Annotated in this window: 27 protein-coding genes and 1 pseudogene; 10 read left to right on the top strand and 18 right to left on the bottom strand. The window is 73.8% G+C overall.

The features are described from left to right. Positions 1-46: 46 nt before the first annotated feature. From ACZ66Z_RS14015 to ACZ66Z_RS14005, 3 genes are read right to left on the bottom strand one after another with little or no spacing between them, the layout of a single operon-like run. A complete protein-coding gene (locus ACZ66Z_RS14015) occupies positions 47-343 on the bottom strand; it encodes a hypothetical protein (protein WP_469934201.1) in 297 nt (98 codons plus the stop codon). After that, positions 334-945 (bottom strand): hypothetical protein, encoded by a 612-nt coding sequence (locus tag ACZ66Z_RS14010; protein ID WP_469934200.1) that lies wholly within the window; start codon positions 943-945, stop codon positions 334-336. Before ACZ66Z_RS14010 ends, ACZ66Z_RS14015 begins: the two co-directional genes overlap by 10 nt. Then, complete coding sequence (locus ACZ66Z_RS14005) at positions 935-1,105, bottom strand: hypothetical protein (RefSeq protein ID WP_469934199.1); 171 nt, start codon at positions 1,103-1,105, stop codon at positions 935-937. Before ACZ66Z_RS14005 ends, ACZ66Z_RS14010 begins: the two co-directional genes overlap by 11 nt. A 511-nt stretch (positions 1,106-1,616) precedes the next feature. On the opposite strand from ACZ66Z_RS14005, the gene ACZ66Z_RS14000 reads away from it, so the two are divergent. Beyond that, on the top strand, positions 1,617-1,970 hold the full coding sequence (locus tag ACZ66Z_RS14000) for a DoxX family protein (protein WP_469934198.1): 354 nt from the start codon (positions 1,617-1,619) through the stop codon (positions 1,968-1,970). A 75-nt stretch (positions 1,971-2,045) separates the two neighbouring features. On the opposite strand, the gene metG is transcribed toward ACZ66Z_RS14000, so the two are convergent. Beyond that, positions 2,046-3,653 carry a methionine--tRNA ligase gene (gene metG / locus ACZ66Z_RS13995; protein ID WP_469934197.1) on the bottom strand — a complete coding sequence of 536 codons (1,608 nt, stop codon included), beginning with the start codon at positions 3,651-3,653 and terminating at the stop codon, positions 2,046-2,048. Between the two features lie 70 nt (positions 3,654-3,723). Here metG and ACZ66Z_RS13990 point away from each other — a divergent pair, with 70 nt between their 5' ends. After that, entirely contained in the window at positions 3,724-4,452 is a 729-nt protein-coding gene (locus ACZ66Z_RS13990) for a response regulator transcription factor (protein ID WP_469934196.1), read from the top strand. Continuing rightward, positions 4,449-5,549, top strand: coding sequence for a sensor histidine kinase (locus ACZ66Z_RS13985; protein ID WP_469934195.1), 1,101 nt, complete (start codon positions 4,449-4,451; stop codon positions 5,547-5,549). Before ACZ66Z_RS13990 ends, ACZ66Z_RS13985 begins: the two co-directional genes overlap by 4 nt. Here ACZ66Z_RS13985 and ACZ66Z_RS13980 read toward each other — a convergent pair. Then, positions 5,546-7,204 carry a VWA domain-containing protein gene (locus tag ACZ66Z_RS13980; RefSeq protein WP_469934194.1) on the bottom strand — a complete coding sequence of 553 codons (1,659 nt, stop codon included), beginning with the start codon at positions 7,202-7,204 and terminating at the stop codon, positions 5,546-5,548. The genes ACZ66Z_RS13985 and ACZ66Z_RS13980 overlap by 4 nt on opposite strands. Before the next feature lie 258 nt (positions 7,205-7,462). Between ACZ66Z_RS13980 and ACZ66Z_RS13975 the strand changes: the two genes are divergently transcribed. Next, positions 7,463-9,514 (top strand): PhoX family protein, encoded by a 2,052-nt coding sequence (locus ACZ66Z_RS13975; protein WP_469934193.1) that lies wholly within the window; start codon positions 7,463-7,465, stop codon positions 9,512-9,514. Between the two features lie 25 nt (positions 9,515-9,539). Here ACZ66Z_RS13975 and ACZ66Z_RS13970 read toward each other — a convergent pair whose 3' ends face one another. From ACZ66Z_RS13970 to ACZ66Z_RS13940, 7 genes are all read right to left on the bottom strand, one after another. Next, positions 9,540-10,529, bottom strand: coding sequence for a hypothetical protein (locus tag ACZ66Z_RS13970; RefSeq protein ID WP_469934192.1), 990 nt, complete (start codon positions 10,527-10,529; stop codon positions 9,540-9,542). A 94-nt stretch (positions 10,530-10,623) separates the two neighbouring features. Further along, the gene (locus ACZ66Z_RS13965; RefSeq protein WP_469934191.1) at positions 10,624-12,099 is read right to left on the bottom strand and encodes an APC family permease; all 1,476 of its coding nucleotides are present in this window, start codon (positions 12,097-12,099) and stop codon (positions 10,624-10,626) included. 196 nt (positions 12,100-12,295) lie between these two features. Continuing rightward, positions 12,296-14,242: an FUSC family protein gene (locus ACZ66Z_RS13960; protein WP_469934190.1), complete on the bottom strand. Its 1,947-nt coding sequence runs from the start codon at positions 14,240-14,242 to the stop codon at positions 12,296-12,298. A 295-nt stretch (positions 14,243-14,537) separates the two neighbouring features. Next, positions 14,538-14,774: a DUF2630 family protein gene (locus ACZ66Z_RS13955; RefSeq protein ID WP_469934189.1), complete on the bottom strand. Its 237-nt coding sequence runs from the start codon at positions 14,772-14,774 to the stop codon at positions 14,538-14,540. A 62-nt stretch (positions 14,775-14,836) separates the two neighbouring features. Further along, positions 14,837-15,259, bottom strand: coding sequence for a hypothetical protein (locus ACZ66Z_RS13950; RefSeq protein WP_469934188.1), 423 nt, complete (start codon positions 15,257-15,259; stop codon positions 14,837-14,839). Positions 15,260-15,270: 11 nt separating this feature from the next. Continuing rightward, positions 15,271-15,708 carry a DUF7144 family membrane protein gene (locus tag ACZ66Z_RS13945; protein WP_469934187.1) on the bottom strand — a complete coding sequence of 146 codons (438 nt, stop codon included), beginning with the start codon at positions 15,706-15,708 and terminating at the stop codon, positions 15,271-15,273. A gap of 37 nt (positions 15,709-15,745) precedes the next feature. After that, on the bottom strand, positions 15,746-16,543 hold the full coding sequence (locus ACZ66Z_RS13940) for an alpha/beta fold hydrolase (protein ID WP_469934186.1): 798 nt from the start codon (positions 16,541-16,543) through the stop codon (positions 15,746-15,748). Between the two features lie 76 nt (positions 16,544-16,619). Here ACZ66Z_RS13940 and ACZ66Z_RS13935 point away from each other — a divergent pair, with 76 nt between their 5' ends. Next, positions 16,620-17,951, top strand: coding sequence for an aminotransferase class I/II-fold pyridoxal phosphate-dependent enzyme (locus tag ACZ66Z_RS13935; RefSeq protein WP_469934185.1), 1,332 nt, complete (start codon positions 16,620-16,622; stop codon positions 17,949-17,951). 80 nt (positions 17,952-18,031) lie between these two features. After that, on the top strand, positions 18,032-18,436 hold the full coding sequence (locus tag ACZ66Z_RS13930; protein WP_469934184.1) for a hypothetical protein: 405 nt from the start codon (positions 18,032-18,034) through the stop codon (positions 18,434-18,436). A 117-nt stretch (positions 18,437-18,553) separates the two neighbouring features. On the opposite strand, the gene ACZ66Z_RS13925 is transcribed toward ACZ66Z_RS13930, so the two are convergent. From ACZ66Z_RS13925 to ACZ66Z_RS13915, 3 genes and pseudogenes are all read right to left on the bottom strand, one after another. Beyond that, entirely contained in the window at positions 18,554-18,991 is a 438-nt protein-coding gene (locus ACZ66Z_RS13925) for a universal stress protein (RefSeq protein ID WP_469934183.1), read from the bottom strand. 77 nt (positions 18,992-19,068) lie between these two features. Next, positions 19,069-19,692 (bottom strand): annotated as a pseudogene (locus ACZ66Z_RS13920) (FMN reductase). A 3-nt stretch (positions 19,693-19,695) separates the two neighbouring features. Continuing rightward, positions 19,696-20,778 (bottom strand): LLM class flavin-dependent oxidoreductase, encoded by a 1,083-nt coding sequence (locus ACZ66Z_RS13915; protein WP_469934272.1) that lies wholly within the window; start codon positions 20,776-20,778, stop codon positions 19,696-19,698. 187 nt (positions 20,779-20,965) lie between these two features. Here ACZ66Z_RS13915 and cbiE point away from each other — a divergent pair, with 187 nt between their 5' ends. Continuing rightward, entirely contained in the window at positions 20,966-22,198 is a 1,233-nt protein-coding gene (gene cbiE, locus ACZ66Z_RS13910; protein WP_469934182.1) for a precorrin-6y C5,15-methyltransferase (decarboxylating) subunit CbiE, read from the top strand. Positions 22,199-22,206: 8 nt separating this feature from the next. Next, a complete protein-coding gene (gene cobM / locus ACZ66Z_RS13905) occupies positions 22,207-22,956 on the top strand; it encodes a precorrin-4 C(11)-methyltransferase (RefSeq protein ID WP_469934181.1) in 750 nt (249 codons plus the stop codon). 85 nt (positions 22,957-23,041) lie between these two features. On the opposite strand, the gene ACZ66Z_RS13900 is transcribed toward cobM, so the two are convergent. Beyond that, positions 23,042-23,116, bottom strand: coding sequence for a 50S ribosomal protein bL37 (locus ACZ66Z_RS13900; RefSeq protein ID WP_099895366.1), 75 nt, complete (start codon positions 23,114-23,116; stop codon positions 23,042-23,044). Positions 23,117-23,215: 99 nt separating this feature from the next. Between ACZ66Z_RS13900 and ACZ66Z_RS13895 the strand changes: the two genes are divergently transcribed. Then, entirely contained in the window at positions 23,216-23,890 is a 675-nt protein-coding gene (locus ACZ66Z_RS13895; protein WP_469934180.1) for a hypothetical protein, read from the top strand. Positions 23,891-23,917: 27 nt separating this feature from the next. Here the strand turns inward: ACZ66Z_RS13895 and ACZ66Z_RS13890 are convergent, their stop codons facing one another. After that, complete coding sequence (locus tag ACZ66Z_RS13890; protein WP_469934179.1) at positions 23,918-25,036, bottom strand: cobalt-precorrin-5B (C(1))-methyltransferase; 1,119 nt, start codon at positions 25,034-25,036, stop codon at positions 23,918-23,920. A 12-nt stretch (positions 25,037-25,048) separates the two neighbouring features. Between ACZ66Z_RS13890 and ACZ66Z_RS13885 the strand changes: the two genes are divergently transcribed. Further along, positions 25,049-25,774, top strand: coding sequence for a cobalt-precorrin-6A reductase (locus ACZ66Z_RS13885; RefSeq protein WP_469934178.1), 726 nt, complete (start codon positions 25,049-25,051; stop codon positions 25,772-25,774). Here ACZ66Z_RS13885 and ACZ66Z_RS13880 read toward each other — a convergent pair. Next, positions 25,764-26,201 (bottom strand): hypothetical protein, encoded by a 438-nt coding sequence (locus tag ACZ66Z_RS13880; protein ID WP_469934177.1) that lies wholly within the window; start codon positions 26,199-26,201, stop codon positions 25,764-25,766. The genes ACZ66Z_RS13885 and ACZ66Z_RS13880 overlap by 11 nt on opposite strands. Positions 26,202-26,263: the final 62 nt, after the last annotated feature.

Below are 26,263 nucleotides of genomic sequence, written 5' to 3'. Positions count from 1 at the left end.
GGCGGCCCAGCGGGGCGTACGCGTACCGCCATAACGTGCCGAAGCTCTACTCGACGATCGCGCTGAACTCCTGCAAGGACCTGAGGTAGTCGTTCACCGCCCCGTCCCCGGCTGGGAGGCGTGACAGGTCCTCTTCCGCGAGCTTGCGGACAGGACGGAGAACCGCCCGCGCGAGCCCGTCCAGAGCGGCCGTCCCCAGGACCTTCCTCCGGGTCGACACCACCACCAGGCCGCCGCGCGTGCGACGGAAGTCACGTATCACCTGCCGCAGTTCGGTGTCGGTGAGATCGCCGGGTTCCCGCAGGGTGGGGTCCGGTGTGTAGTCCTCCAGCGTCAGGAACACGCGGTCGAAGAGCTCGGCCAGAGCTCCGCCCCTCCGCTCGCCTGCGCCACCCTCCGGGTCTCCCACCATCCTTCGGCGAAGTCGGCCGCCGTGCACCGTCCTCGGGTGAAGTCGTCCAACAGCGACAGCAGTTGTGCCGATGCCGTCCCGGGTGCGACATCCGCCGAGCGGAACCACACCCTGTGCACGGGTGGGTAAGCGCGGGCGATCTCCACGGTGCGGGGCCACCGTCCCTTCACCGTCCGGGCGTGGCGCCCGAACCGTGCCCGTGCCGCGTCGGTTCCCTCCGCCACGGCGGCGGCCAGAAAGTCCCGGGTCCCGGTGATGAGCGCGTACCCCGGTTCGGGGAACAGCAGGGCCTCAGCCCCGCCCGGGGCGAGCAGGAGGGCCGGTGGAGCGATGTCGACGAGGTCGGTTTCCGTAAGGCGCAGGTCGACGGCCGGGCCCTCGTGGGAGGCGAGGCGCAGGATTCGGTCCGCGCCCACCGCACGGCAGCCCGCCGCGAACCTGCGTGCCACCGTGGTGTCCAGACGCTTGCCCACCGGCACCGGCACCGGCACCGGCACCGGCACCGGGACGACGGGCCGTCGGTCAGGCTCCACGGCGCTCTTCGTCGAACCGGTGCACGATGATGCACTTGTCGTACTCCTCGTCGGACACGGCGCACATGATCCGCCCGTCCACGGAAACGGCCAGGAACTCCGTGAGGCCGGTGCCTGCCAGGGTGCGGGAGGGCGGGCCGGTGCCCACGAGGTCCTTCACGCGCGCCCAGTCCGCCCCGTGACCGCCCCGGCCCGGTGTCGGCAGGTAGAACTCGCCTTCCGTCGTGGCGAGTCGGGCGGTCGCCGTCAGGGAATCCCACCGGCGGTCCAGTTCCGCCGCGACGTCGGGTCGGGCAGGGCCGACCGTGGCGGTCGGTTCGCCTCGTACCCCGCGAAGGCCTGGAAGGCCCGGTGGACATCGGGCAAGCGGGGCGACCTGTCGAGGTCCAGGACCTGGAGGCCGCACGCTTCGAGCTTCCGGTGCCGGTCGGGTACCGGGGCGTGCACGGGGACGTCCCCTCCTGGGTCGACATGCCTCGGCCGTGGTCGTCACCGGGCCGGCACCGGGCCGCGAGGGCCCGCAAAGCCTTTCCCCGCGGTGCGTCACGTCCCGGTTCCGCGGGCCGGCGAGAAAGTGATTCTCCGGCGGCTGTCACATTCCTCGTCCCGGCTCCGTCAGTGGGGTGTCCGGCTCGGTCGAGGCGGACACGGAACGGGCCCGAGGAGCCGAGATGTTCGCCGAGATGTCCACCACCGCCATCGTCGTCACCGCCGTCGCCGCGTTCATGGCCGGCTTCTCCGGGGTGTCGATCTTCGCCAAGGCGAAGTTCGTCGTCGAGCCGCTGGCCGAGTACGGCGTGCCGCGGGCCTGGTGGAACCTGCTCGGGGCCGCCAAGGTCGCCGGGGCCGTCGGGCTCGTCGTCGGGTTCTACGTCCCCGTCATCGGGACCCTCGCCGCGATCGGGCTCATCCTGTACTTCACCGGAGCGGTGATCACCGTGCTGCGGGCCCGCGCGTACGGCCACGCCCCCTTCCCGCTCGTCTACATGGCGCCCGCCGTCGCCGCCCTGGTCCTGACCTGGTGACCCGCCGTACGGCATCGAAAAGGCCGCCGCCCCGGATCCATGCCGGGACGGCGGCCTTCTTCGTACGTCAGTGCGTCAGTCCTTCTTCGGGTCCTCCAGGCGCGGGAACAGCACCGCGCCCTTCGTCACCGTCGCACCGGCCGGGAGCTGCCCCCACGTCGCCGACGACTGGACCGGCTGCTCCGCCAGGGCGCCCAGGGACGACTCGGCGCCCAGGGACTCCCAGAGGGCCTGCGAGGTCTCCGGCATGATCGGGTTGAGGAGGACGGCGACGGCGCGGAGGGACTCGGCGGCCGTGTAGAGGATGGTGGCGAGGCGGGCGCGGCCCTCCTCGCTCTCGTCCTTCGCGACCTTCCACGGCTCCTGCTCCGTGATGTAGCCGTTGACCTGCTTCACGAAGTCGAAGATCGCCAGGATGCCGGCCTGGAAGTCCAGCTCCTCGCCGATCTTCGCGTCGGCCGTCGCGACGGCCTTGGCCAGGCCCTCGTGGATCGCCTTCTCGGCGTCGCCGTCGGCCGTCGACGCCGGCAGCTCGCCGCCGAAGTACTTGCCGACCATCGCCGCCACGCGCGAGGCGAGGTTGCCGTAGTCGTTCGCCAGCTCGCTCGTGTAGCGGGCGGAGAAGTCCTCCCACGAGAACGAGCCGTCGCTGCCGAAGGCGATCGCCCGCAGGAAGTACCAGCGGTACGCGTCCACGCCGAAGTGCGAGGTCAGGTCCTGCGGCTTGATGCCCGTCAGGTTCGACTTCGACATCTTCTCGCCGCCGACCATCAGCCAGCCGTTGGCCGCGACCCTGCCCGGCACCGGCAGGCCCTGCGCCATCAGCATCGCCGGCCAGATCACCGCGTGGAACCGCAGGATGTCCTTGCCGACCAGGTGCACGTCGGCCGGGAAGGTCTCCTCGAACTTCGCCGGGTTCTCGTTGTAGCCGACGGCCGTCGCGTAGTTCAGGAGCGCGTCGACCCACACGTAGATGACGTGCTTCTCGTCCCACGGGATCGGGATGCCCCAGTCGAACGTCGAGCGCGAGATCGACAGGTCCTGGAGGCCCTGCTTGACGAAGTTCACGACCTCGTTGCGGGCCGACTCCGGCTGGATGAAGCCCGGGTTCGCCTCGTAGAACTCCAGGAGCTTCGGGCCGTACTCGCTCAGCTTGAAGAAGTAGTTCTCCTCCTTGAGGATCTCCACCGGCTTCTTGTGGATCGGGCACAGCTTCGTGCCGTCCTCCGCCTCGATGAGGTCGCCGGGGAGCTTGTACTCCTCACAGCCCACGCAGTACGGACCCTCGTAGCCGCCCTTGTAGATCTCGTCCTTGTCGTACAGGTCCTGCACGAACTCCTGGACGCGGTCCGTGTGGCGCTTCTGCGTCGTACGGATGAAGTCGTCGTTCGCGATGTTCAGGTGCTCCCAGAGGGGCTTCCACGCCTCCTCGACGAGCTTGTCGCACCAGGCCTGGGGCGTGACGTCGTTCGCCTCGGCCGTGCGCATGATCTTCTGACCGTGCTCGTCCGTGCCGGTGAGGTACCACACCTTCTCGCCGCGCTGACGGTGCCAGCGCGTGAGCACGTCGCCTGCGACGGTCGTGTAGGCGTGGCCCAGGTGAGGAGCGTCGTTGACGTAGTAGATGGGGGTCGTGACGTAGTACGCCTTCGCCCCCTGCTTCTCGGATCCAGTGGCCGCCATGGTCGAAATCCTAACGGTCGTACGAAGATCCACTCACATCCCCGAACCGGGGGTGTGGATGATGAACGGCATGCGTGTACTCGTAGCCGAGGACGAGCTCGACCTCGCCGCCCTCCTCGCCACCGGCCTGCGGCGGGCCGGCTTCGCCGTCGACGTCGCCCACGGCGGGGACGACGCCCTGGAGGCCCTCGGGCTGCCTCCGTACGGTGCCGACGGGACGTACGCCATCGGCGGGACGTACACCGTCGGCGGTCCTCGCGCCGTCCCCGGCCCCTACGACGTGCTCGTCCTCGACCGCGATCTGCCCCGCGTCCACGGCGACGACGTGGCCCGGCGGCTCGTCGCCGCCGGATCGCCCACCCGGATCCTCATGCTCACCGCCTCCTCCGCCGTCGAGGACCGCGTCGACGGCCTCGACCTCGGCGCCGACGACTACCTCGGCAAGCCCTTCGACTTCCCCGAGCTCGTCTCCCGCGTCCGCGCCCTCCGGCGCCGCTCCGCCCGCCCCGCCCTCCCGCCCCTCCTCGCCCGCGACGGCCTCCTCCTGGACACCGTCCGGCGCACCGCCGTCCGCGACGGGCGGGACCTCGACCTCTCCCCCAAGGAGTTCTCCGTCCTCCAGCTCCTCCTGGAGGCGGACGGCGCCGTCGTCTCCGCCGAGGAACTCCTCGAACGCGCCTGGGACGTCCACACCGACCCCTTCACCGGGGCCGTGCGGGTCTGCATGAGCAAGCTGCGGGCCAAGCTGGGCGAGCCGGGCCTCATCCGGACCGTGCAGGGCGTGGGGTACGCGCTGTGAGCCGCCCCGGGCTCCTCGGGGCCGGGTCCACCATCCGCACCCGCATCGCGCTCGTCTACGGAGGCGTCTTCCTCGTCCTCGGAGCGGTGCTGCTGCTCCTCGTGAACCTGCTGGTCAGGGCTGGTACGGACGCCGACGCCGACGCGATCGTCGCGCGGGCGGACGAGGGCGACGTCGTCGTTGCCGAGGCGTACCGGATCGGCGACGACGTCAGCCGGGCCGCCGGCGAGCAGATGCTCATGTGGTCCTCCCTGGCCCTGCTCGTCGTGGCCTGCGGCGCCGTCGTCGTCGGCTGGTGGACCGCCGGGCGGGTCCTGCGGCCCGTCCACGAGATGACCGCCCGCGCCCGGCGGCTCTCCGAGCGGAACCTCGGCGACCGGCTGGCCGTGCGCGGGCCCGACGACGAGCTCAAGGAGCTCGGCGACACGATCGACGCGCTGCTCGGACGCCTGGAGAACGCCTTCGACAGCCAGCGCCGCTTCATCGCGAACGCCTCCCACGAGCTGCGGACCCCGCTCGCCACCCAGCGCGCCGCGATCCAGATCGGACTCGACGACGACTGCGACGTCCGGCAGGTCCTCCTCGACGCCAACCGGCGCAGCGAGCGCCTCATCGACGGGCTGCTGCTCCTCGCGCGGAGCGAGCGGGGGCTCGCCGAACAGGACCACGTGCGGTTCGGGGAGGTCGTGGCCGAGGAGTACCCGCACGCGCGCGTGGTCGCCGACGGCGGTGTCGTACGGGGGAGCCGGGTGCTGCTCGCGCAGCTCGTGCGGAACCTCGTCGCGAACGCCGTCGGCCACAACGTGCCGGGGGGCGAGGTCGCCGTACGGGCCGAGGGCGGTGTCCTGACCGTCGTCAACACCGGGCCGGTCGTCCCCGCAGGGGAGGTCGACGGGCTCTTCGAACCCTTCCGGCGGGGGGAGGGGCGGGACCGGACGGGGCCCGGCGCGGGGCTCGGGCTCTCCATCGTGCGGTCGATCGCCGTCGCGCACGGCGGGGCCGTACGGGCCGTGGCGCGGTCCGCAGGGGAGGGCGGCGGGCTGGTGGTGACGGTGACCCTGCCGGTCACCGCCACCGTCACCGCCGTCCGCGGCTAGAGCTCCAGGCCGGTGAGCAGGCCCCGGTAGAACGCCGCGTGCGTCGTCTCCCCGGGGGTCGCGCCCGCGAAGTACGTCGACGTGCGGGGGGTGCCGTCGAGCTTCCGGAGGTAGTCGAAGGCCTTGTTGTCCTCCTCGCCCCAGACCACGAACCGCCAGGTCAACGGCTTCTCCGCCGCCTCGGCGAGGGCCTGCGTCGCGGCCGTCCTCGACTCCGGGGCGCCGTCCGTCTGGAACACGACGAGCGCCGGGCGGGCCGGGTCGTTCTTCTCGTGGTGGGCCAGGACCTCTTCGACGGCCCGGTGGTAGTTGGTGCGGCCCAGACGGCCGAGGGTGCCGTTGATCTCCTCGAGCCGGGTGGGGGTGAGGTCGGCGGGGGTCAGGGCGACCGTGCCGTCGATGTCCGTCGAGAAGAACACGGTCGTGACCTCGGCGTCCTCGTCGAGGTGCGCCGCGAGCGCGGTGACCTGCTCGGCGAGCCGCTGCACGGAGCCGTCCTTGAAGTACCCGCGCATCGAACCCGACCGGTCCACCACGAGGTACACGGCCGCCCGCGTCCCCGTGAGCCCCTGCTTCTTGAGCTGCGCCCCGGCGGCCTTGTACGCGTCCGCGAGGTGCGGGGCGGCGGCCTTGACCGCGGCGAGGGGGAGGGCGGGGGCGACGGGCGCGGGGGCCCCGTCGGTCGTGACCTCGACGTCCTGGGCCTCCGGCTCGGTGGCCGCGACGGCGACCGGCTCGTCCGTGACGACGACCGCCTCCGCCTCCGCCGGGGTGTCGGTCTCGGCCTGCGGCTCGTCGGCGGCGTCGGCCTCCGCCGGGGTGTCGGTCTCGGCCTGCGGCTCGTCCGCGACGGTCGTCTCCGGCTCCGCCGGAGCGGTGGCCTCGGCCCGCGGCTCGTCCACCTCGGGCTCCGCCGGGTTCGTGTCGTCCGCGACGACGGTCGCTTCCGCCTCGGCCCGGGCCCCGTCGGTCGTGACCTCGACGTCCTGGGCCTCCGGCTCGTCCGTGGCGTCGGCGCCCGGCTCGGCCGGGGCGGCGGGCTCGTCCGTGGCGTCGGACGCCTCCGGCTCCGCCGCCTCGGCCGCCGCATCCGCTGTGACAGCGGTCGACTCCTCGACGTCCGGCTCCGCCGCGTCCACCACGGCCTCGACCTCGGCCGCTTCCGCGGCGACCGGCTCCGCCTCCGCAGGAGCGTCTGCCGTCTCCGCGGCGACCGGCTCCGCCTCCGCGGGAGCGTCTGCCGTCTCCGCGGCGACCGGCTCCGCCTCCACGGCCTCCGCGGACTCCGCCTCCACGGCAGCGGCCGTCGCGGGCGCCTTCCCGGTCTCCCCGGCGTCGGCCGTCCGCGCCCTCGGGATCTGCGGGTTGTCGAAGGCGGCCGCCACCAGGTCGTCCGCCGCTCGGCGGGCCGCGGTCTCCGGGGCCTCCGCGGACTTCGCCTCCTCCACGGCCTCCGCGGACTCCGCCTCCTCCACGGGCTTCGCCGTCTCCGCCGTCTCCGGGGCCGCCGCGGGCGCCTCGGCCTCCTTCGGCTTCGCGGGCGCCACCGCCTCCACCGCCTCCGGGGTCTCACGCGTCTGGGACGGGACGGAGGGTGCCGGGGACTCCTCGCGGTCCCGGCCGAACACCTTGCGCAGCATGCTCCGAATACCCATGGGCGAACCCTTTCGCATGAGTGGGGGTGCAGTGTGAATGTCCGTACTGGGCGTTTCGGGACTTTCATCCCTGGCCAGGGCGGATACGTAAGGTTAGCGGCCGCCCCTTGCGCCTCCGATGACCCGGTCGCCGCCGGTCGGCGTGCGTTCACGCGTCGTTCACTCCGGCGCCGTCCCCGTGCGGATCTCCGCACATAGCGTCACCGCCGAAGCAATCCCGACGTCATGTCGGCGCGGTCTGCGCCGGAGGAGGACGAAGTGCGCAAACTGCTGCCGCTGCTGAGCACGAACCCGCACGGAGGCGGTCGTTCCGCCCTCACCTGCCGGTTCCGTTGCGGTGACGCCTGCTTCCACGAGGTGCCCAACACCAGCGACAACGAGTACATCGGCGACGTCATAGCCGGTGCGCTCTCCCGCCGTTCCGCGCTGCGCGCCGCCGCCGCCGTGACCGTCGTCTCCGCCGTCGGCGGGGCCGTGACCGTCGGGAGCTCCCCCGAGGCCGTCGCCGCCCGGCCGCAGAAGCCCGTCGACGGCGCCCGCGGCCTGCGCTTCGCGCCCGTCGCGCCCAACACCGCCGACCGGGTCACCGTCCCCGCCGGGTACGAGCAGAACGTGGTCATCCGCTGGGGCGAGCCCATCCTCCGCGGCGCGCCCGCCTTCGACTCCGAGAACCAGACCGCGAAGGCGCAGGCCGGCCAGTTCGGTTACAACAACGACTTCCTCTCCCTCCTGCCGCTGCGCCACGAGCCGCACCGCCAGGTCCTCGTCGCCAACCACGAGTACACCGACGAGGTGCTGATGTTCCGGGGGTACGACCCCCAGAACCCGACCCGCGAGCAGGTCGAGATCGCCTGGGCCGCGCACGGCCTCGGTGTCGTCGTGGTCCAGGAGGAGCACCGCACCGGCAGGCTCACCGCCGTCACCCGGCACCGGCTCAACCGGCGCCTGACCGCGACCAGCGAGTTCGAGCTCACCGGCCCGGCGGCCGGCGGCGACCTCGTCAGGACCTCCGCCGACCCGGACGGCCGCACCGTCCTCGGCACGCTCAACAACTGCTCCGGCGGCACCACCCCGTGGGGCACCACGCTCCACGGCGAGGAGAACATCAACCAGTACTTCGCCAACGGGTCGAGCGCCACCGACAAGCGGTACGGCGTCGGCACCGGCGCCTCCGAGCGGAAGTGGGAGCGCTTCGACAAGCGCTTCGACCTCGAGCAGGAGCCCAACGAGGTGCACCGCTTCGGCTGGGTCGTCGAGCTCGACCCGTACGACCCGGAGTCCACGCCCCGCAAGCGCACCGCGCTCGGCCGCTTCAAGCACGAGGCCGCGCAGCCCCGGCTCACCGAGGACGGCCGCCCGGTCGTCTACATGGGTGACGACGAGCGGTTCGACTACCTCTACAAGTTCGTCTCGTCCAAGCGGATGAGGAGGGGGTCGTCCCGCGCCGCCCACGAGCACAACCTCACCCTCCTCGACGAGGGCACCCTGTACGTCGCCGCGTTCACCGGCGACTCGCCCGCCGGCGAGGTCGACGGCACCGGCAAGCCGCCCTCCGACGGCGAGTTCGACGGTTCCGGGGTGTGGATCCCGCTCGCCACGGCCGGTCCCGACGGTGCCGTCTCGCACGTCCCCGGCATGACCGCCGAGGAGGTGTACGTCTTCACCCGTCTCGCCGGTGACAAGGTCGGGGCGACGAAGATGGACCGCCCCGAGGACGTCGAGCCGTCCCCGCGCACCGGCCGCGTGTACGTGGCGCTGACCAACAACTCCAACCGCGGCAAGGCGGGGTACGCGCCCGCCGACGAGGCGAACCCGCGCAACGCCAACAAGCACGGCCACATCCTGGAGCTCTCCGAGCACGGGGACGACCCGTCGGGCGACGGCTTCGCCTGGCGGCTGTTCCTCGTCGCCGGCGATCCCGCCGACCCGGCCACCTACTTCGCCGGCTTCCCCAAGGAGAAGGTCTCCCCGATCTCCTGCCCGGACAACGTCGCCTTCGATCCGCACGGCAACCTGTGGATCTCCACCGACGGAAACCAGCTCGGCTCGCACGACGGCCTGTTCGGCGTCGCCACGCGCGGCGAGCGGCGCGGTGAGCTCAAGCAGTTCCTGACCGTGCCGACCGGCGCCGAGACCTGCGGGCCGCTCGTCCAGGACCGCCGCGTCCTCGTGGCCGTGCAGCACCCGGGCGAGGTCGACGGCGCCTCCGTCGAGAAGCCCGCCTCCGTCTGGCCCGACGGACCGGGGAGGATCGTCCGCCCGGCGGTCGTCTCCGTCTGGCGCGAGGACGGCCGCGACATCGGCGTCTAGCGGGATCCCGGGGCCCGGGAGCGGGTCACTCCGCTCCCAGGCCCTCCCTGAACCTCGTGAACTGCTCCTCCGGGTCGCCCGTGTACGACCACGGCACCCACGCCGCCCGCGTGCCCAGGAGACCCATCAGCTCCCGGGCGATCTCGACCTGCCCGGCGTAACAGGCGGCGTGGGCGAGGAAGTTCAGGTCGCCGACCTCCTCCGGCGCGACCGGGCGCCCGGGGTCCCGTCCGCCGATCCAGCGCGCGTGGGTGCGGCGCAGCTCGGTCACCGCCAGTTCGTGCTTCCAGTGCTGGTCGAAGCCGCGCACCGGGCCCCGGCCGAGTGCCCCGTCCGCGATGTACCGGTACTCCTCGACCCGGGCCACCTGCACCAGGACCGGCAGCGGCGAACCGGGCGGTGCCACGCCCGCCGCGTCGCGGGCGAAGTCGTACATGCTGCCGTGCGTGCCGTGCCACCGCGCCGACCAGTAGCGGAGGACCTGGATGTGGCCCTCGGTGTTGTACGGGTCACGGCGCCGCAACTCGTCGAACCAGTGGCGCAGTTCGCGGCGCGGCACCCCGCCCTCGTACAGCCGGGCCACCGAGAGCAGCGACACCCAGGGCATCGGGTCGGCCGGCGCGGCCTCGGCCGCGCTCCGGCAGGCGTCGACGGCGGCGTCGATCCGGCCCCGGTCGACGACGGCGCCCCGGCCGGCCGCGATGGCCGTGTCGAAGACCCGGACCACCTCGGTCGCGGCCCGCAGCACGGCGACGTCGGGGTTGCCGGGCTCGGCGGCCCGCCAGGTCTCGACGGTGGAACTGCCGGCGGCGGCGTGCGAGAGGAGCCGCAGCCGGTGGGTGCGGCGCGCCCAGTCCGTACCGGTGGCGGCGAGCAGGTCCCGTACGCCCTGCCAGCGGCCGATGACGATGTCGTGGCGCGCCTCGGTCAGCGCCCGGTCCCCGAAGTCCGGGTCGAAGTCGGGCGCGAAGCGCGTCGGACGCGCCGGGCGCACGGAGCGGCGGCGTACGGCCATCGGGGGCCTCCTTCGGGTTCGGCTGCCGTCAGAAGTCGCTGTTCGCAGAAGTTCGTACGGGTCGGGAGTCGCTCTTCGCAGAAGGCCGTACGGGTCAGAAGTCCGTCGCGTAGCCCTTGTCGCGGGTTCCCGTGCGCGGGCGGGCGGCCGGGGTCGAGCCCTCCGCCGCCGCGAGCGCGCGGACCGCGTCCAGGCGGGCCGGGCGGTAGTAGTCGCTGCCCTTGCGCCAGTACACGAGGAGCGGGACCACGCCGAGGAGCAGACCGCCGAGGCCGATGGTGAGGGCGGTCGTGGAGAGTTCGCCGAGGGACTCGACGAAGGCCCAGAGCATGAACGCGGAGCCGAGCAGCGGCCACAGGCCGCCGAGGACCAGGTTCCGCACGGAGCGGAACAGCACCGCCTTGTACGCGACGACGGCGGCGATGCCCGCGAGGCCGTAGTAGAAGGCGATCTGGAGGCCGATCGCGGCGACGGCGTCGCTGAGGATCCGCTGCACCGAACCGGCGGCCGCGGCCGCGCAGAACATCAGGAGGGCGGCGCCGCCGACGGCGGCGATCGCGACCCACGGGGTGTTCCAGCGGTGGTGCACGCGCCCGAGCACGGCCGGCAGGGTCCGGTCGCGGCCCATCGCGAAGAGCGAGCGGGTGACCTGGAGGAGCGTGGTCTCCAGGGTGGCGACGGTGGACAGCAGGACGGCCACGACGAGCAGTCTGCCGCCGACGCCGGGCCAGATCGCCTGGCCGAGGACGGCGAGGACGTTGGGTCCGGCGGCGCGGATCTGCTCGGCGCTCAGCAGGACGTTCACGGCGACGGTGAAGGCCTCGAAGAGGAGGAAGACGAAGCCGACGCCGACGAGCGCGGCGAACCCGGCGGTGCGGCGGCTGTTCCGGGTCTCCTCGCTGAGGTTGCTGGTGACGTCCCAGCCCCAGTAGTAGAACGCGGCGATCAGCGCCCCGGCGGCGAAGGTGTCCGCACCGTGGAAGCGGTCGAGGGCGAACCAGGACCAGTCGAAGGCGGTGGCCCGGCCCCGGTGCGCGACGGCGGCCAGGACGAAGGCGAGCAGGATCAGCATCTCGACGCCGGACATCACCAACTGCGCCCGTACGGTGAGCCGGGCGCCGCCCAGGACGACGAGCAGCATCATCAGGAACCAGCCGGCGCCGACGGCCGCGGCGAGCGGGGTGTTCGCGGCGAGGTCCGGGTCGACGAGGGAGAGCGTGAGGGAGCCGGCGGGCAGCGAACCGGCCACCATGAACACGGTGGCGGCGAAGACGAGCGCCCAGCCGGCGAGGAAGCCGAGGAAGGGGTGGAGCGTGCGGCCCACCCAGGAGTACCCGGCACCGGCGTTGACGTCGATGCGGCCGAGGCGGGCGTAGGCGAGGACGATGCCGAGCATCGGTATCGCGCAGTAGAGCAGCGCGGCGGGCCCCGCGAGGCCGACCGCGCCGAAGAGGACGGCGGTGGTCGCGGCCAGCGAATAGGCGGGGGCGCTCCCGGCGACGGCCATCACGATCGTGTCGAAGGTACCGAGGACGTTGGGCTGGAGCCCTCTGTTCGTGGTGGTGCGCATGGCGGGTCCTCGGGGGCGCGGGGGCTGAGGCAGGGCTGGGTGGCCCGTCCGTCGGGCCGGTTGCCGACGGCGGCGGGCGCGGATCACGGTGAATCGAGCGCATCGTAGTCGCCCGGGTGGATTCCGGTAACGGTGGTGGGGAGGGTTCCGTTCCGTGACCGCCGGTAAGTTCTCCCGTACGCCCTCCGGGAGGGTTTTACCGCAGGTCGGGACCGGCGATGGCGCGGGCCGCGCCGACCTCCTGACGGAGCGGCGCCAGCACTCCGTTCTCGTCGCCGGCGAGTTCCGCGCGGACCTCCACGAGGGTGTCGGTGTCGCGCAGTCCGTCCGCGAGCTCCCGCAACTCCCGCCGCACGGCGGCGACCTCCGCCGGGTCGGGCGCGGGGGCGCCGTGGTCGACCCGGATCCGGGCGGCGGTCGTCGCGTCCACGATCCGCTCCACGGCGACGACGAGCGGCCACCAGGCGGCGGCGCGGGTGCCCGTCGGCGGCGGCTCGGTCAGGGCCCGCTGGAACTCCGAGCGGACGGTCGACAGGTCCCGGTAGAGCTTCCGGCGGGCCCGCAACCGCCCGCCCCGGTCCGGGCCGGCACCGTCGAACGCGCAGGTCACGTACGCGGCGGTGTCCACGACCGCGTCCGCGAGCCGGTCGCCGATCCGGGCGTGCCAGGACTCCGGCCAGAGCAGGTAGCCGGCGACCAGCGCGATCCCGCAGCCGATGAGCGAGTCGTAGAGCCGGGGCAGGACGAGGTCGAAGCCCTGGTGGTTGAGCGTGTCGGAGAGCAGCAGGATGACCGGGGTGATGGCCGCGGTCTGGAAGGCGTACCCCTTCGCGGAGAAGGCGGGGATGAGCGCCGCGAGCACGACCATGACCGGCACGTCCCACCAGCCGCGCGGCACCTGGGAGAGGACCAGGGCGGCCAGGACGAGCCCGGCGGCCGTGCCGGCGGCGCGGAGCACGGCCCGCGAGAAGACCGAGCCGAAGTCGGGCTTCATGACGAACGTGACGGTGAGGGCGACCCAGTACGAGCGGGGCACGGGGATCAGCGAGACGAGGGCCTGCGCGAGGCCGACGCAGAGCGCGAGCCGCAGCCCGTACCGCCAGGACGCCTCGGAGAACAGGACCGCGCGGGCGGTCCGGCGGGCCCGGACGCGGAGCGAGGCGGGGCGGCCGAGGCGGTCGTCCGCGTCGTACGGATCGGGGTCGGCCTCGTGGACGACGGCCGACGCGTGCCGCAGGGCGTGGTCGACGGCCCGCTCGGAGGGGCGCTCGGGGACGGGCAGGTCCAGGGCGGGGGCGCCGGTGCGGCCCTCCTCGACGGCGTCCGCGAGCCCCCGCACGGCGGCGGGGACGGCGGGCGGGAGCGGACCGAGGAGTCGGGCGCGCAGATGGGCGGCGGGGGCGGCCTCGACGAGCGGGACGACGACGTTGAGCTGGGCCAGGATCCGCACCAGCGGGGCGGCGCGGCCGTGCTGGCGGGCCCGGTGGGCGAGGACCAGGTCGTACGCCCGGTTGAGGGAGGCGGTGACGGCCTGCCGCTTCCCGTCGTACGCGTCGGTCCCGGCGGCCTCGTACAGCTCGGCGACGGCCCGGTACGTCTCCGCCACGGCCCCCCGCTCGGGGGCGGCGCGACGCATCGGCCAGCCGAGGAGGGTGAGGGCGAGGACGAGGAGACCGCCGAGACCGAGGAGGACGGGCGCCCTCCACCACGGGTCGGGCATGGGCAGGCCCGCGCCGACGACCGCGTTGAGCAGCAGGAGCAGGCCGGAGACGGAGGCGACCGCGCCGATCGAGGAGATCATCCCGGAGACGAGGGCGACGAGCGTCAGGACGGCGACGGCGAGCCATCCCTGCCCGAAGACGAGGGTCCCGAGGGTGACGCCCAGCGCGCCGAACGCCTGCGGCACCGCGATGTTGAAGACCCGCATCCGGTAGGCGTCGGCGGTGTCGCCGATCACGCCGGAGAGCGCGCCCATCGAGACCAGCGCCCCGTACGCGGGCCGCCCCGTCGCCAGGCCGACGGCGAGCGGCACGGACAGGGCGACCGAGGCGCGGGCCACGGCGGCCCAGGGGATCGGCGCGGGGGCCGGCTTCAGGCCGGCGGTGAGCCAGGCGGGCGGAGTGATCCGTACGGGCCGAGCCATGCGACCAAGGTACGCCGCACCGCCCGCCCCCGTTGCGAGCTGCACCCCCCGGACCCCCGTTGCCCTGACCCGCACCGGATGCGCGCCGCGCGAAGTGGTGCGGGTTAAGGCGCAGAACGCGGAGGCGCCGCTGGAGCGCGCCGTCCCGTGTGCCCACCCGTCCCGCCCAGCGGGACGATTGCCCACACGGCGGGCGGCGGGAGGGGCACCGCCCCGCCGGGTGCGGGCAGCATGGGCAGGGGGCGGGGGCACCGCCCCGCCGGGTGCGGGCCCATACGGAGGGCGGGTCCGGGGGTCAGTTGCGGTAGGACTCGACCTCGGCGGCCGGGCGGAGGGCCGCCGTGTCCGGATCCTCCCCGAACTCGGCCTTCGCGCGCCGCTGCCGCAGCAGGTCCCAGCACTGGTCGAGGCGTACCTCGAGTTCCGCGAGGCGGGCGCGTTCCTCGGGCAGGAGCCCGCCGGTGCGCTGACGCAGGGCGCGCTCCTCCTCGACGAGGGCGCCGATGTCGTCCAGGATCTCGTCGTTGTCCATGCCTCCCAGCGTGGCGGATCGGCGCCGGGTGCGCAGGTCGGGACGAGGGGCGACCGCGCGTCTCAGTGGCGCAGCGCCTGTGCGATCTCGGCCTTGGTCCCGCCCGAGAGGGTCCGGTTGCTGCGTGCCGTGCCGGTCTCGGACTTTCCGGGTTCGACGCCGTCGATGTTCAGGACGACGGAGTCGAGGTAGTTCCCGTCCGCGTCACGGAAGTTGACCAGGATCGTGTAGTCGGCCTTCCGGTCCTCGGGGTTGGTCGCGGTGACCTCGGCGACCGTGCGGTCCCCGTCGGTGCGCGTCGCCCCGGCGCGTACGTCACCGGTGGCGTTCACACCGTCCTTGACCTGGTTCATCTTCTCCTGGGCGGCCGAGGCGACGGCCGCCGTGGCGGAGGAGACGATCTGGCCGGCCTTGTCCTGGGCGGTGTCGCAGCCGGTGAGGGCCAGGAGGGCGGCGGCGAGGACGGTTCCGGTTCCTCGTTTCATGGGCCGGCGTCTCAGAACCGCTCGTCCCGGCCGTACGCCTCGTCCGTCGCCAGTGCCCAGATCACGAAGATCGAGATGGCCATGGAGAAGAGCGCCCACCACGGCTGGTAGGGCAGGAAGAGGAACTGGAGGAGGAGGTTGAGGGAGGCCAGGGAGATGCCGGCGATCCGGCCCCACTCGGCGCCCTTGAGGATGCCGAAGCCGGTGACGGCGACGATGACGCCGAGGATCAGGTGGATCCATCCCCAGGTGGTGAGGTTGAACTTGAAGACGTAGTCGCCGACCCGGGTGTAGACGTCGTCCTCGGCGATGCCCGCGATGCCCTGGAAGACGTCCATGAATCCGGTGACCAGCATGAGGACGCCGGCGAAGAGGGTTCCGCCGACGGCCCAGGCGCCGGCGGTGCTCTGCTGGGTGCCCGCTTTGCGGGGGGTGGTGTTCTGGCTCATGGCCCCATCGTCGGGGCGTCCGTGCGGTTCCGAACCTTCAGCTAGGCCGAACGAGTGAGCGAAGGAAGGCGTCGAGGGCCGCGTCGAACTCCTCGGGCCGCTCCAGGTTGGGCAGGTGCGCGGCCCGCTCGATCACCGTGAGCGTCGAGTGGGGGAGCAGGGCGTGCATCTCCTCCGCGTCCGCCACCGGGGTGTACGCGTCGTCGCGGCCGACGACGACGAGCGCGGGGACCGCGAGGGCGGCGAGCGTCCCCCGGTGGTCGCGGCGCTCGGCCCGGCCGCGCAGGGCGGCCGCCGCGGCGACCGGGTCGGTGGCGCACATCATGCGGTGGACGTGCGGCGCGGCGTGCGTGTTGTACGGGGCGACCATCCGGTCCAGCACCTCGTCGGCGTAGCCGCGCATGCCCTCCCGCAGGAGCCGGTCGGCCATGGCGTTCCGGGCCTTCCCGCCCTCCTCGGTCTCGGCGGCCGGGAAGGTGTCGGAGAGGACGAGGCCCCTGACCCGCTCGGGACGGCGGTGGACGAGCTCCATGGCGATCTGGCCGCCCATCGAGAGGCCGGCGACGACGCAGTCCTCGATCCCCAGCGCGTCGAGGAGGCCGACGAGGTCCTCGGCGAAGTCGCCGAGGCGGGTGGAACCGGTCGTCGGGCCCAGGGGCGTGGCGCCGTAGCCCCGCAGGTCGGGGGCGACGACGCGGTGGGTGCGGGAGAAGCGGTCGATCTGCGGCTGCCACATGGTGTGGTCGAAGGGATGGCCGTGGACGAGGAGGAGGGCGGGGCCGGTGCCCCGGTCCTCGTGGAAGGTGCCGGTGGCGGGGGTTTCGGCGGTGGGCATGACGGCAGGCTAGGCAGCCCCGACTGCTCGGTGCAATAAGATCTTTGCTCTCGGTGCAATGGGGAGGCGGGCCGCTGTGGACGAGTACCGGAGGATCGCGGACCGGGTCGAGGCCGCCGTACGGGACGGGCGACTGCGCCCCGGCGACCGGCTGCCGCCGCAGCGGGTCTTCGCCCGCCGCCACGGGATCGCGAACTCGACGGCGATCCGGGTCTACGGGGAGCTGGCCCGCCGCGGCCTCGTCGTCGGCGAGGTCGGCCGCGGCACCTTCGTCCGCGCCGCACCCCCGCCGCCCGGGCCCGCGCTCGCCGAGGCGACCGGCGCGGCGCCCGTCGACCTCCAGCTCAACTACCCCGTCGCCGAAGGCCAGTCGGAGCTGATGGCCCGCGCGCTCGCGGCGCTCGCCCGGCCCGACGTGCTCGCCGAGGCCGTCTCCCGACCGGCCGCCGCCGCCGGCACCCCCGAGGCCCGGGAGGCCGCGGCGGCCGTCCTCGCCCGGCCCGGCTGGGCGCCGGACCCCGACGGCGTCCTGTTCGCCGGGAACGCCCGCCAGGCCCTCGCCGCCGCGCTCTCCGCCCTCGTCCCGCCCGGCGGCCGCCTCGGCGTCGAAGCGCTCACGTACCCGCTGGTCAAGGCGGTCGCGGAACGGCTCGGCATCCGGCTCGTCCCCCTCGCCCTCGACGCCGAAGGGGTGTGCCCCGAAGCCCTGGAGGCCGCCCACCGGGCCGCACCCCTCGCCGCCGTCTACCTCCAGCCCACCCTGCACAACCCGCTCTCCACGACGGCCGGGGAGGGACGACGGGCCGAACTCGCCGAACTGCTCCGCCGCCTGGACCTCACCGCCGTCGAGGACACCACCTGGGCCTTCCTCGTCCCCGACGCGCCCGCCCCGCTCGCCGCGCACGCCCCGGAGAGGGTCCTCCTGGTCGACAGCCTCTCCAAGCGGCTCGCCCCCGGTCTGACGGTCGGCTACCTCGTGGTCCCCGCCCGGCTCCGCGCCGCGGCCGCCGACGCCCTGCGCTCCGGTGCCTGGACGGCCGGCGGACTCGCCCTCGCCGCCGCCACCCGCTGGACCGGCGACGGCACCGTCGCCGAGGCCGTCGCCGCCAAACGGGCCGACACCGGGGTCCGGCACGCCCTGCTCCGGCGGCGGCTCGCCGGCCACGCGCTCCGGACCTCCCCGCACGCCTACTACGGCTGGTGGGAGCTGCCCGCACCCTGGCGCGCCGAGACCTTCACGGCGGCCGCCGCCGCACGGGCGGGCGTGGCGGTCACCCCCGGCAGCGCCTTCGCGGTCGGCCGCTCCGCCGCCCCCGACGCCGTCAGACTGGGCCTCGCGTCACCGCCGGTCGCGGTACTGGACGAGGCCCTGGCCCGGCTGGCGGCGGTGGCGGCGGAGGGCCCGTGATCCACTTGCGGGCCGTCGGGCGGAGGTGTGCCCTGGAGGGTGCGGGAACCAGGGGGGCCGGACGTGAAGGAGCTCCTGCCATGGCCGCACACGCAGCGGTGCCCACCCGGCGCCGAGTCAGCACGAACGGCTGGGGACTCCCGGTCGCGATCGGCGTCCTGTACGGGTTCTACGCGGAGGTCAACGCCCGCGACGGCGGCGCGCTCAGCTGGGGGCAGTTCTGGCTGGGCCTCGTCTCCGCCGTCGTCCTGGCCGGTGCCCTGTACGCCCTCCGGCGGTACGGTCACGCCCTGCCCCGCGAGGCCCGCGCCGTCGCCTGGGGCGCGCTCGCCGGCATCGCGGTCGGCTTCCTCTACAGCGTCACCGACGCGAGCATCTACTCGTCGGCGCTGCTGGGGCTGATCGTGGGGGTGGTCACCGGCGGCGCGGCGTTCTACCTCTTCTACACGCACGAGGACGCGGCGGGCCGTCCCGCCCCGTGGTGACCCCTCACGGGCCGCTCCCCCGTCGTGGGCGGTCGTTCCGCCGAGGCGGGAGGACCGCCCGCGCGGGCGGGTGGGAACCGGTCGGCGGGCGCCGCCCGCGCGGGGGCGGCCCTCCGGTCACGACCGGACCGCGCCCCGGACGACGACCGTCGGGCACGGCGCGTGCTGGGTGACGTGGGAGGAGACCGAGCCGAGGACCGCCGCCTTGAAGCCGCTGTAGCCGCGGTCGCCGACGACCAGCAGGCTCGCGCCCTCGGCCGCCTCGAGGAGGGCCTGGGCGGCGTTGCCGCCGACCACGGTGCGGGTGACGGCGGCGGCCTCCTGCGAGGTGAGGGCGCCGTCCAGGGCCTGGTCGAGGATCCGCTCGGAGAGCTGCTGGGGGTCGAACTGCAGCGGGACGCCCGGCATCATGGTGTCCCAGACCGCGGGGTACTCCCAGCTGGTCACCGCCTGGAGCGAGTCCCCGGTGAGGGCGGCCTGCGCGGCCGCCCACTTCAGCGCCTTCAGGGACGGTTCCGATCCGTCCACGCCCACCACGATCCTGCCGCCGGCCATCGCCGACCTCCGTTTCGCCGTCGGGTCCCCGGGCGGGCACGGCCTCCCGGGGTTCCCTCACAACGTAACAAAACGGGTCAGTCCAGGCGCAGGTCCGCCAACTGCTTCTCGAACGGGACGATCTCCTCGTCGTCCGTCCTCCGGGCCGGTCGGGCCGCCACCGTGTCCGCGAACTCCTCGCCCGCGCGGGTGATCCGGGCCGGCAGGCCCTCCGTGTACTCGTCGCCGCCCGAGCCCCAGTCCTCCGAGGCCGCGTAGACCGCGGTGGGGACGACGAGGGCCCGCAGGTGGGCGAAGAGCGGCCGCAGGGCGTGGTCGAGGACGAGGGAGTGGCGGGCCGTGCCGCCCGTCGCGGCGACGAGGACCGGGGTCCCCGTGAGCGCCGCCGGGTCGATCAGGTCGAAGAAGGACTTGAAGAGCCCGCTGTAGGAGGCGGTGAAGACGGGGGTCACCGCGATGACCCCGTCCGCGCCCGTGACCGTGTCGATCGCCTCCCGGAGCGCGGCCGGGGGGAAGCCCGTCACGAAGTTCTTCGCGATGTCGAGGGCCAGGTCGCGCAGTTCGACGACCTCGACGTCGACGGCGTACTCCTGCTCGGCCAGCCGGTACCGGGCCGCCTGGAGCAGCCGGTCGGCGAGGAGCCGGGTGGAGGAGGGCGAGCCGAGTCAGGCGGACACGGCGACCAGCTTCAACGTCTGCACGGTTCAGACCTCCTCGGTCGTACGGGTGACGGCGGGGTGGAGCGGGGCGGTCTCCGGCACTCCGGCGGGCCGCAGGTTCGCGAACTCCTTGCGCAGCACCGGGACGACCTCCTCGCCGAGCAGGTCGAGCTGTTCCAGGACCGTCTTGAGGGGCAGTCCGGCGTGGTCGACGAGGAACAGCTGGCGCTGGTAGTCGCCGACGTACTCGCGGAAGGACAGGGTGCGCTCGATGACCTCCTGCGGGGAGCCGACGGTCAGCGGGGTCTCCCGGGTGAACTCCTCCAGGCTCGGACCGTGGCCGTAGACCGGCGCGTTGTCGAAGTACGGGCGGAACTCCCGTACCGCGTCCTGCGAGTTCTTCCGCAGGAAGACCTGGCCGCCGAGGCCGACGATCGCCTGCTCGGGGGTGCCGTGGCCGTAGTGCGCGTACCGCTGCCGGTAGAGCCGGACCATCTTCTCGGTGTGCTGCTTGGGCCAGAAGATGTGGTTCGCGAAGAAGCCGTCGCCGTAGTAGGCGGCCTGTTCGGCGATCTCGGGGGAGCGGATGGAGCCGTGCCAGACGAACGGCGGGACGCCGTCGAGCGGGCGCGGGGTGGACGTGAAGCCCTGGAGGGCGCTGCGGAACCTGCCCTCCCAGTCGACCACGTCCTCCCTCCACAGCTTGTGGAGGAGCGCGTAGTTCTCGATGGCGAGCGGGATGCCCTGGCGGATGTCCTGGCCGAACCACGGGTAGACCGGGCCGGTGTTGCCGCGGCCCATCATCAGGTCCACGCGGCCGTCGGCGAGGTGCTGGAGGGTCGCGTAGTCCTCGGCGATCTTCACCGGGTCGTTGGTGGTGATCAGGGTGGTGGAGGTGGACAGGATCAGGTTCTCCGTGCGGGCGGCCATGTGCCCGAGGAGCGTCGTCGGGGAGGACGGGACGAACGGCGGGTTGTGGTGCTCGCCGGTCGCGAAGACGTCGAGCCCGACCTCCTCCGCCTTGAGCGCGATCGCGACGGTGTTCTTGATGCGCTCGTGCTCGGTGGGGGTGCGGCCGGTGGTGGGGTCGGTCGTCACGTCGCCGACGGTGAAGATCCCGAACTGCATCGTGCTCACCTCTCGCGGTTCCTTGCTAGTGGTTGAAGCTTAAACTATTACCTCGAACGACGCGACCCCCTCCCCTATTCCGGCCCGCACCCCGGGAGGCGTGACCGGGGGACCCACGTCGGGCGGGCGCCCGACGTGAGGGCCGCCACGTGCCGTCCACCTGCGGCCCTCACGTAGAGTCCCCAGCGTGAACGCTGCGATATCGGTGGTGTCGGTCGTGGGGATCGGCGCGGACGGCTGGGACGGGCTCCCCGAGACCGCCCGCCGCGTCCTGCGCGCCGCCGAGGTCCTGCTCGGCGCCCCCCGCCAGCTCGGCCTCCTCCCGGAGGACGACTGTCCCGGCGAGCGGATCGCCTGGCCCTCCCCCCTCCGCCCCGCCGTCCCCGGACTGCTCGCCGCCCACGAGGGCCGCGCGATCGCCGTCCTCGCCAGCGGCGACCCCTCCTTCCACGGCATCGCCCGCACCCTCGCGGAGACCGTCGGCGCCGACCGCACCGTCACCTTCGACGTCCACCCGCACCCGTCCTCCGTCTCGTACGCCTGCGCCCGGCTCGGCTGGCCCCTCGAAGCCGTCGAGACCCTCTCCGTCGTCGCCAGGCCGCTCGCCGCGCTCTCCGCCGCCCTGCACGAGGGCCGCCGCCTCCTCGTGCTCAGCGAGGGCGCCGACACCGCCGCGCGGGTCGCGGAACTGCTGCGCACCACCGGCTGGGGCGGCACCCGCGTCCGCGTCCTCGAACAACTCGGCGGCCCCGCCGAGCGGATCCTCGACGGGACCGCGGCCGACTGGCCGCACGAGCGCACCGACCCCCTCAACGTCCTCGCCCTCGACTGCGCCCGCGACCCCGGCACCCTCCGGCTCGGCGCCGTGCCCGGACTCCCCGACGAGGCGTACGAGCACGACGGTCAGCTCACCAAGCGGTACGTGCGCGCCGCCACCCTCGCCGCCCTCGCCCCCGCCCCCGGCGAACTCCTCTGGGACGTCGGCGGCGGCTCCGGCTCCATCGGCGTCGAATGGATGCGGGCCCACCGCTCCTGCCGGGCCGTCGCCGTCGAGAAGTCCCCCGAGCGGGCCGCCCGCATCGCCCGCAACGCCGACGCCCTCGGCGTACCGGGCCTGCGCGTCGTCACCGGTCCCGCCCCCGCCGCGCTCACCGGCCTCCCGACCCCCGACGCGGTCTTCGTCGGCGGCGGCCTCACCGCCCCCGGCCTGCTCGACGCCTGCTGGGAGGCCCTGCCGTCCGGCGGCCGGCTCGTCGCCAACACCGTGACGCTGGAGTCCGAGGCGCTGCTCGCCCGGTGGTACGGCCGCCACGGCGGCGAACTGGTCCGGCTCGCCGTCTCCACCGCCGTGCCCGTGGGCGGCTTCACCGGCTGGCGCCAGGCCATGCCCGTCACCCAGTGGTCCGTAACGAAGGGTTGAACAGAGCAATGACCGTCTACTTCATCGGCGCGGGCCCCGGAGCGGCCGACCTGATCACCGTGCGCGGCGCACGGACCCTCGCCGGGTGCGGGGTCTGCCTCTACGCCGGCTCCCTCGTCCCCACCGAGCTGCTCGCCGAGTGCCCGCCGGACGCGAAGCTCGTCGACACGGCGAAGATGGACCTCGACCGGATCGTCGCCGAGATCGCCGCCGCCCACGAGGCCGGCCGGGACGTGGCCCGGCTGCACTCCGGCGACCCGTCGGTCTTCAGCGCGATGGCCGAGCAGATGAGGCGGCTCGACGCGCTGGGCATCCCGTACGAGGTCGTGCCCGGCGTCCCGGCCTTCGCGGCGGCGGCGGCCGCGCTGAAGCGGGAGCTCACCGTCCCGACGGTGGGCCAGACGGTGGTCCTCACCCGCGTCGCCCAGCAGGCCACCCCCATGCCGGAGGGCGAGGACCTCGCCACCCTCGGCCGCAGCGGCGCCCTGCTCGTCCTCCACCTCGCCGCGCGCTACGTCGACCGGATCGTCGGCGAGCTCGTCCCCCACTACGGCGCGGACTGCCCGGCCGCCGTCGTCGCGATGGCCAGCCGCCCGGACGAGGTGGTGCTGCGGGGCACCCTGGAGGACATCGCGGAGCGGACGAAGGCGGCGGGCATCACGAAGACGGCCGTCATCATCGTGGGCCGCACGCTGGCGGCCTCGGAGTTCCGCGACAGCCACCTGTACGACCCGGCGCGGGACCGCCACGCCTGCTGACGGCCCGGTGCGGGCCCGTCACGCCTGCCGACACGACGGTGGCCGGACCCCGTGCGGGGTCCGGCCACCGTCGTGTGACCACGTCTCAGGCGTTGGGCCGCTTGCCGTGGTTCGCCTTCTTCTTCTTGCGGGCCCGCTTCTTGTTGCCGCGCTTCGCCATGGGACTCCCTCTCGCTCGGGGAACGGGGAACTCTGCCGTGGACAGCCTAGGAGCGGGGCCGGAGTGCCGCACGTCGGTCCCGCGGTCTTGAATGGTCCCGTGACCGTCTACGACGTGGCCCGGGCGCTGCCGGGCATCGAGGAACTGCGCGACCGCTCCCGGGGGCTCGCGATGCTGGAGGCCGTCCTGAGCCCGGAGTGGGAGAGCCGGTACTACTCCTTCGACGCGCACTGGTCGGAGACCGAGCAGCTGGCGTCGATGAAGGACGGTTCCGGTGGCGAGTACACGATCGTCCTCTCCCCGGCGGGGGCGTACGCGCGCGTCTTCGACCACGAGTCGCCGATGAGCCCGTACGGGCCGCTCGCGGACGGGCGGACCTGGCCCGGGGTGCTCGACGGGGTCCCGGAGGCCTTCCGGGAGTACCTGACGGAGCCGGCGTTCACGGACGAGGACGGGGTGCACGTGACCACCGCCTGCCTGTGGCGCGAGACCGCGGACACGGCCTGGCACACGGGCCCGGTCGAGTTCCCCGACCTGGACGGACACGAGGACCCGGACGGCTCCGGCCGCCTGCTCCACCTGCTGACGGACCGCACGGCGGAGGCGTACGCCGCATGGGCGTCCGACTACTACGGGCAGCCGGTCGACGTCGAAGCCGTACGCCGTGTCCTGGCCCTGGAGCCGCTGACCCCGGAACTGGTGGCGCGCCTCAACCCGCAGGTGACGCTCGCCGACCTCGCCGAGGACGTCGCGGAGATCGGTTACCCCGCCTGACCCGCTCCGCCCGCCGTCCCCCGCGGATCACGGCCCCGCCGGTGCCGACCGCCCCACGACGACGCCCGCGCGGTCGATGCAGATCACGTCCACCGCGACCGGGGCGCCCCGCAGGACCGCGAGGGACTCGTCGCGGGCGCGGGCGGCGACGAGGTCGCCCAGGGGCACGCCCGCGGCCTCGCAGAGACGGAGGGCGGCGAGGCCCGTGTTGGCCTCGGCGATCTCGGCGGCGAGGGCCTCGGAGGCGCCGCCCGTGCGGGCGAGCCGGGCGAGGAAGGCCTTGTCGACCTGGGAGCGGGCCGAGTGCAGGTCCAGGTGGCCGGCGGCCAGTTTGGAGAGCTTGGCGAAGCCGCCGCAGATCGTGAGCCGGTCGACGGGGTGGCGGCGGATGTACTTGAGGACGGCGCCCGCGAAGTCGCCCATGTCGAGGAGCGCGATCTCGGGAAGGTCGTGGATCCCGGTGACGGTCCGCTCGGACGTCGATCCCGTGCAGCCCGCCACGTGGGTGAGACCGCCCGCGCGGGCCACGTCGACGCCCCGGCGGATGGAGTCGATCCAGGCGGAGCAGGAGTACGGGACGACGACGCCGGTCGTGCCGAGGATCGACAGGCCGCCGAGGATGCCGATGCGCGGGTTCCAGGTGGAGCGGGCGATCTCGGCGCCGTCGTCGACGGAGATCGTGATCTCGACGTCGCCGGGCGCGCCGTGTGCGGCGGCGACGGCGGCGACGTGCTCGCGCATCAGCCGCCGGGGCACGGGGTTGATCGCGGGCTCGCCGACCTCCAGGGGGAGGCCGGGCAGGGTGACGGTGCCGACGCCGGGACCCGCACGGAAGACGACGCCGGAGCCGGGCGGCAGGAGCCGTACCGTCGAGCGGATCACCGCCCCGTGGGTGACGTCCGGGTCGTCGCCGGCGTCCTTGACGACGGCGGCCATGGCGGCGTCCGCCGTCAGGGCCTCCGCGGTCAGCGCGAAGGACGGCGTCCGGCCCTTCGGGAGCGTGATCGTCACCGGGTCCGGGAAGTCGCCGGTCAGGAGCGCGGTGTACGCGGCGGTGGTGGCCGCGGTCGCGCAGGCACCGGTCGTCCAGCCCGGGCGGAGTCCGGTGTGCTTGAGTTGGGCCTCACGCCCGCCGCCTGACGTCACGAAGGGGCTCCTGTGCACGTACTCGTTCTCGGCGGGACCACCGAGGCCCGCGCCCTCGCCGGACTGCTGCACGGCCGGGTCCGGGTCACCAGCTCCCTCGCGGGCCGGGTGGCGAGCCCCCGGCTGCCGGCGGGCGAGGTCCGCGTCGGCGGGTTCGGGGGCGTCGACGGCCTCGTGGAGTGGATGGCGGGGCACGCCGTGGACGCGGTCATCGACGCCACCCATCCCTTCGCCGAGCGGATCAGCTTCAACGCGGCCGGGGCGGCCGCCACTGCCCATGTTCCCCTGTTGGCGCTGCGCCGTCCCGGGTGGGTCCCGGGAGAGGGCGACGACTGGCGTTCGGTGGGCTCCCTGGAGGAGGCGGCGACGGCCCTGGACGGCCTCGGCGACCGCGTCTTCCTGACGACCGGCCGGATGGGCCTCGCGGCCTTCGCGGCCTGCCCGCAGTGGTTCCTGGTCCGCTCGGTGGACGCCCCGGACGCCCCGATGCCGGCCCGCACCGAGGTCCTCCTCGACCGGGGCCCCTTCACCCTGGAGGGCGAGCGGGAGATCCTCGTCCGCCGGCGGATCGACGTGGTGGTGACGAAGGACAGCGGGGGCGCGGCGACCGCCCCGAAACTGACGGCGGCCCGCGAGGCGGGCCTCCCGGTGGTGGTGGTCCGCCGCCCGCCGGTCCCGTCCGGCGTCCCGGTGGCGGCGACCCCGGAGGAGGCCGCCGCCTGGGTGGCTACTCGGTGACGGGCGTGCCGAGCTCGGTGACCTCGACCCAGTGCAGGTCCGGGTCGTCCCAGTCGATCTGGTTGTTCGACCCGTCGATGGCGATCACGGAGGAGAGCACGTGCTCGCCGTCGGCCGCGCTCTCGTGGAGGAAGGACGAGGCCTTGTCGGTGAGGAGCGTGACGTCGTGCGCGATCCAGCCCGTGGTGCCCTCGCCGTCGTCGTGGGTGGCGGTGACGGCGGTGCGCGCCGAGGCGTTGCCGGCGGGGCCGGGGGACTCGTTGCCGGCCTTGTCGACGGCGCGGACCTCGTAGAGGTACGTCTGGCCGGTCGGCGGCGGGGAGTTCACGTACGGGGCGCCGGTGACCGGGGCGGTGGCGCTGCTGACCCTCGTCCAGGCGGTGGTGGTGCCGGGCCGCCGGTAGACGCGGTGACCGGCGAGGTCCATCTCCTTGTCGGGCTCCCACTTCAGGGTGGCCCTGTGTGACTCGCGAGCGGGAGCAGGGTTGC

The organism is Streptomyces sp. NPDC107498, from assembly GCF_055582805.1.
Note: the sequence above shows the minus strand (reverse complement) of the source record. Positions and strands in the feature narration are given on the sequence as shown.